This is a genomic window from Mitsuaria sp. TWR114 (assembly GCF_007997345.1).
The window spans coordinates 1-6,065 of the sequence record NZ_VOSR01000166.1 but is presented as its reverse complement, the minus strand read 5'-3'; the positions used below and the strand labels follow the sequence as shown (position 1 = coordinate 6,065).

Here is a 6,065-nt window from a genome sequence, read left to right as displayed (position 1 = left end):
CCTGCGCGAACTGGCGCAGGCGCTGCGACTGGTCGCCCATTACCGGGCCGAGATCGATACCGCCCGCCCGGCGCTGCTGGCCGCGCTGCCCGCGCTGGACAGCCAGCCGGCGGAGATCCAGCGCCCGCTGCTGACGGCCGCCTTCACGCTCTACGCCTTCGACGCGGCGCCGCTGCTGCGTCCGCTGCTGCCGCGCCTGGCCGCGCCGCGCGAGTTCGCGATCGCCGCCTATGCGCTGATGCAGACCCGCCAGCCGGCGGACCTGGCGCTGATCCAGTCGCAACTGGCGCAGCGCGACCGCGACGAGCCGCGTCTGCAGGCGCTGGCCCAGGCGCTGGCGACGGCGCAGGGCGTTCCGCAGCCGGCGCGTCCGCCGCTGGCGGACCTGCTGGCGATCCGCCCCGGCTACCCGGTGGTGTTCAGCTTCCAGCGACCGGGCCGGCAGCAGATGGGCCTGGCGCTGGTGCGGCAGGCCGACGGCCGTTTCGTGCGACGCGCCGATGGCGGGCTGTTCAACATCGAGCAGCTGGCGCTCTCCAGCAGCGGCCTGCCGGGCACGATCACGCTGGGCAACACCCCGCAGGGCCTGTTCACCATCCAGGGCGCCGGACGCGCCGCCTCCAACATCTGGATCGGCCCGACGCCTTACCTCCACACCAAGGTGCCGGGCGAAGCCAGCGTCGCCGAGTACGAGCAGCGCGTCCCCGGCGCCGACGAGCCGGCCTGGACGCTGGACCGCTACCGCGCGCTGCTGCCCGCGTCCTGGCGCGACTACGCCCCCCTGCAGGAGGCCTGGCTCGCGGGCCGCGCCGGTCGCGACGAAATGCTGATGCATGGCAGCACCATCGATCCGCGCTACTACGTCGGCAGCCGCTTCTACCCGGGCACGCCGTCGGATGGTTGCCTGGTGGCGATGGAATACTGGTCGCCGGAGGGCACGATGGTGCACAGCGACCAGATCGCACTGCTGCAGGCCTTCACCGCCCAGGGCCGTGACCGCGGCTACATGGTGCTGGTCGAGCTGGACCCGGCCCCCACGCCGGTCGCCCTGGCCGAGGTGATCCAGTCCGTGCTCGACGCCGAGGCCCGCGCGCCCGGCCGCCGGTGAGGCTCGAACAGGGCGTGAGGTTCGCGGACGCGAGGCCTCATGCCCTGGTCGGGCCTGCGCGCCGAAGGTGGCAGTCCTTGCCAGAGCCCTTGCGATCACCACTGGTTATGGCGTTCCCGCGCCGTTTCATTGGCAGCCGCCGGGCGCGCCCACTAGAGTAGGCCGCACCATGCCCGATTCCCCGCAGCCTCTGAACACCGAAGCCCCGAGCGAGCATCACCCGGATCTGGACCTGTACGACAGCCTCCGCCTGATGGAGGTCTTCATCGACGACCAGCGCGCGGCCGTGGCGGCGGTGCGCGCGGCGGCCGGGGCGCTCGCAGCGGCCGTGGACGCGGCGCTGCCGCGGTTGGTGGCCGGCGGGCGCTTGCTGTACGCGGGCGCGGGCACCTCGGGCCGGCTGGGGGTGCTGGACAGCGTCGAGCTGGTGCCGACCTTCTCCTGGCCGCGCGAGCGTGCCGTCGCGGTCCTGGCCGGCGGCGAGGGCGCGATGTTCGTGGCCGTCGAGGGCGCCGAGGACGACGAGCCGCAGGGCCGCCGCGACCTGGAGGCGCTCGCGCCGACGCCGGACGACGTCGTCATCGGCATCGCCGCCTCGGGCCACACGCCGTATGTGCTGGGCGCGCTGGCGGCCGGGCGTGCAGCGGGCGCGCTGACGGTGGCGCTGGCCAACAACCCGGGCGCCGCGGTGCTGGCCGCCAGCGATCATCCGATCCTGCTGGACACCGGCGCCGAGGTCATCTCGGGCAGCACGCGGCTGAAGGCCGGTACGGCGCAGAAGATCGCGCTCAACAGTTTCTCGAGCGCGCTGATGGTCCGCCTGCACAAGGTCCACGGCAACCTGATGGTGGACATGAAGGCGACCAACGCGAAGCTGGTGCGCCGCGCGGTCGCGCTGACGATGCGCGCCAGCGCTGCCGACGAGCCGGCGGCGCGCGCCGCGCTCGAGCGCTGCGGCTTCCACGTCAAGACGGCGATCGTGATGCTGCGGCGCGCGATCGATGCGGAGGCGGCCCGGGCGCTGCTCGCGCGCCATGCGGGCAATCTGCGCCAGGCGCTGGCCGAGCGCTGATCCGCAAGCGGCCCTCGCACGCAAGCGCGGCAATCCCCATGCGGCCGCCGCTGCGTTTGCACCGACACTGAGGCCCATGTCCGCCTCCCCCGTCTCCCCTGCTTCCGCGTCGATCCGCAGCCCCTGGGCCTGGGTGCCCACGCTGTACTTCGCGCAGGCCCTGCCGTACGTCTTCGTAATGTCGATGTCGACGGTCATGTACAAGAACTTCGGCATCTCCAACACGGACATGGCGCTGTTCACCTCGGGCCTCTACCTGCCCTGGGTGGTCAAGCCGCTGTGGTCGCCGCTGGTGGAGATGTTCGCGACCAAACGGTTGTGGACGGTCGCGACGCAGTTCCTGATCGCCGCGGCGCTGACTGCCGTCGCGCTGGCGCTGCCCTTGCCGGCGTTCTTCCAGCTGTCGCTGGCGGCGTTGTGGGTGATGGCCTTCGTCTCGGCCTCGCACGACATCGCGGCGGACGGCCTTTACCTGCTGTCGCTGGCCCAGCATCAGCAGGCCGCCTTCGTCGGTGTGCGCTCCACCTTCTACCGGCTGGCCAACATCGCCTGCATGGGCGGACTTGTCGTGCTGGCCGGCGAGGTGCAGAAGACGTACGGCAGCTGGGTCCTTGCCTGGCAGACCGTCATCGCGCTGATGGCGGGCGGCTTCCTGCTGCTGGCGGGCTATCACTGGTGGCGCCTGCCTCGCCCGGCGGCCGACGCCCCGATGCCGCGCTCGGAGCGCAGCAGCGCCACCTTCGTCCACATCTTTGCGGAGTTCTTCCGCAAGCCCGGCCTCGCGGTGATCCTCGGCTTCCTGCTGCTGTACCGCTTCCCCGAGGCGCAACTCCTGAAGCTGGCGGTGCCCTTTTTGCTCGACCCGCAGGACCAGGGCGGTTTGGGGCTCAGCAACACGGAACTCGGCATCGTCTACGGCACCGTGGGCCTGATCGCGCTCACAGTGGGCGGGCTGCTGGGGGGATGGGCGATCTCGCGCGTGGGCCTGAAGCGCGCGCTGTGGCCGATGGTGCTCGCCATGCACCTTCCGAACGTGGTCTTCCTGGCGATGGCGTGGTCCCATCCGGGTTCGTTGTGGATCGTCGCGGCGGCGCTTGCCGTTGAACAGTTCGGCTACGGCCTGGGCTTCACCGCCTACATGATGTTCATGGTGCTGGTCGCGGATGGACCACACAAGACGGCGCATTACTCGATCTGCACCGGCTTCATGGCGCTGGGCATGATGCTTCCCGGCATGTGGAGCGGCTGGCTGCAGGACCAGCTCGGCTACCTGCACTTCTTCGGCTGGGTGCTGCTCGCGACGATCCCGTCGCTGGTCATGACCGCGCTGATCCGCATCCCCGAGGGCTTCGGCCGCAAGGAGCCCGGCGCGTGAGCGCGGCCGCGCCCGGCATGCGATCGGCGGCCGGCGAGCGGCTGCTGTCGCTCGACGCCTTCCGCGGCTTCGCGATCGCGGCGATGCTGCTGGTCAACAACCCGGGCGACTGGTCGGCCCTGTACGCGCCGCTCGGGCACGCGCAGTGGCACGGCTGGACCTTCACCGACTGGATCTTCCCGTTCTTCGTCTTCATCAGCGGGATCTCGATGAGCTTCAGCCTGGCCCGCCGCGGCCAGATCTCCGATCGCGGCGCGCTGCTGCGCCATGCCTGGCGGCGCGGGACGACCATCGTGCTGATCGGCCTGCTGCTGAACCTGTTCCCGTTCTTCCACTTCGAGACGGTGCGGCTGCCGGGCGTGCTGCAGCGGCTCGGACTGATCACGATCCTCGCGGCCCCGATCGCGCTCTGGTGTGGCTGGCGCGCGCAGCTGGCCGTGTTCATCGGCCTGCTGCTGGGCTACGGGCTGATCCAGACCTTTGTGGCCGTGCCCGATGCGCAGGGCGTCTGGCACCGCGGCTCGCTGCAGCCCGGCGAGGACGTCGGCGCCTGGCTGGACCGGGCGCTGCTGGGCGGGCACCTGTGGGCGAAGAGCAAGACCTGGGACCCCGAAGGCCTGTTGAGCACGCTGCCGGCCGTCGCCAGCCAGATCGCGGGATTGCTGGCGGGCCGCTGGCTCGCGCGACGGGGTCGCGATCCCGCCGAGAAGGCGATGTGGTTCATGGTGGCGGGGCTGGGCTGCCTCTGGGCCGCCCAGGTCCTCGATGCCTGGACGCTGCCCATCAACAAGAATCTGTGGACGCCCGCCTTCGTTTTCCTGACCACCGGCTGGGGGTGCCTCGTGTTCGGCGTGTTCTACTGGCTCCTCGATGCCGCGCCATTGCCCCGGATGCGCGACGCGATGGCGCGGCGCTTGCAGCCGCTGGTGGTGTTCGGCATGAACGCGCTGTTCCTGTTCGCGCTGTCCGGGCTGGTGGCCCGGCTGCTCGGGCTGGTCCACGTCGCCGAGGGCCTGTCGCTCAAGGCCTGGCTCTTCGCGCCGCTGCGCGCGCTGCCGGTGGATCCGCGTTTCGCGTCGCTGCTGTTCGCCGTCGGCTTCGTGGCGGTGTTCTACGGCATCGCGTGGGCGATGTGGCGGCGCGGCTGGATCGTGAAAGTGTGAGCGGGCCGCACGGCGCCGCCGGATGAAGTTTCGATGCGACGACGACAGTGGATGACCGCGGCCCTGGCCGCACCGGTGTTCGGCAGCCTGGGGACGGCGCTGCCGGGTTGCTCGACGGGACGGTCGAGCGCCGTGCCGGCCCGGACCGAGGCCGCCACCGCCGACGACGGCCCGCCGCCCGCGCCGCGCGAGTTCCGGGCCGCCTGGGTGGCGACGGTCGCCAACATCGACTGGCCCAGCCGCCGCGGTCTGAGCGACGCCGCGCAGATCGCCGAGATCCACGCGATCCTGGACCACGCCCGGGCGCTGCGCCTGAATGCGATCGTGCTGCAGGTCCGCACCAGCGCGGACGCGCTGTACCGCTCCACGCTGGAGCCCTGGAGCGAGTACCTGTCCGGCGTCCAGGGCCAGGGACCGGGCTACGACCCGCTGGCGCTGTGGATCGAGCAGGCCCGCGCGCGCGGTCTTGAACTCCACGCCTGGCTGAACCCGTATCGGGCGAAGCAGAGCGGCGGCAAGTCCGCGCCCGCCGCCACGCACCTGAGCCGCACGCGGCCGGACTGGGTGAAGAAGTACGGCGACCAGCTCTGGATCGATCCCGGCGAACCGGGCGCCGCCGACCACACGCTGGCGGTCTGCCGCGACCTGCTCACCCGCTACGACGTCGACGGCCTGCACATCGACGACTACTTCTATCCCTACCCGGTCCAGGACGCGGCCAAGCAGGACATCGACTTCCCCGACGACGCGAGCTGGCTGCGCTACGTCCGGGGCGGCGGCACGCTGGCGCGGGCCGACTGGCGCCGCGACAACGTCGACCAGCTGGTGCGGCGCTTGTACGAGCTGGTGCGCGAGCTGCGGCCGGCGGCGCGCGTCGGCATCAGTCCCTTCGGCCTGCCGCGCCCGGACCTGCGGCCGGCGGGCATCACCGGGTTCTCGCAGTACGACAAGCTCTACGCGCACGTCGAGCATTGGATGGCCATGGGCTGGCTGGACTACCTGGCGCCGCAGCTCTACTGGCCGCGCGCGCAGAAGCCGCAAGCCTTCGAGCCGCTGATGCGGGCCTGGCAAGGGCTCAATCCGCTGGGGCGGCATGTCTGGCCGGGGCTGTTCACCAGCCGCGCCGGCAACGAGGCCGATGGCTGGCCGCTGGAGGAAATCGCCGAGCAGGTGGCGCTCACGCGTGCCGCGCCGGGTGCTGGCGGTCACCTGCACTTCAGCATGGTGGCGCTGCTGAAGAACCGCCGCGGCATCGCCGACGCGCTGCGCGACGGGGCCTATGCGCAGGCGGCGCTCGCGCCCGCCACGCCCTGGCTCTGGCCCGCGATGACGCGCACCGTCGCGCCC

The 6,065-nt window shown here is 71.6% G+C and carries 5 protein-coding genes; all 5 read left to right on the top strand.

Annotated features, from left to right (window positions below; genetic code table 11):
* Window positions 1-1,108, top strand: a 1,108-nt coding sequence (locus tag FUT87_RS28550; protein ID WP_222617073.1) for a hypothetical protein, incomplete at its 5' end; no start/stop codon positions are given.
* Between the two features lie 169 nt (window positions 1,109-1,277).
* Window positions 1,278-2,180, top strand: a complete 903-nt coding sequence (locus tag FUT87_RS07890; RefSeq protein ID WP_147240671.1) for an N-acetylmuramic acid 6-phosphate etherase — start codon at window positions 1,278-1,280, stop codon at window positions 2,178-2,180.
* A gap of 76 nt (window positions 2,181-2,256) precedes the next feature.
* Complete coding sequence (locus FUT87_RS07885; RefSeq protein WP_147240670.1) at window positions 2,257-3,555, top strand: MFS transporter; 1,299 nt, start codon at window positions 2,257-2,259, stop codon at window positions 3,553-3,555.
* Entirely contained in the window at window positions 3,552-4,718 is a 1,167-nt protein-coding gene (locus tag FUT87_RS07880) for an acyltransferase family protein (protein WP_255511723.1), read from the top strand. Before FUT87_RS07885 ends, FUT87_RS07880 begins: the two co-directional genes overlap by 4 nt.
* Before the next feature lie 51 nt (window positions 4,719-4,769).
* Window positions 4,770-6,065 (top strand): glycoside hydrolase family 10 protein (locus tag FUT87_RS07875; RefSeq protein ID WP_255511722.1); only part of this gene is annotated, 1,296 nt, incomplete at its 3' end.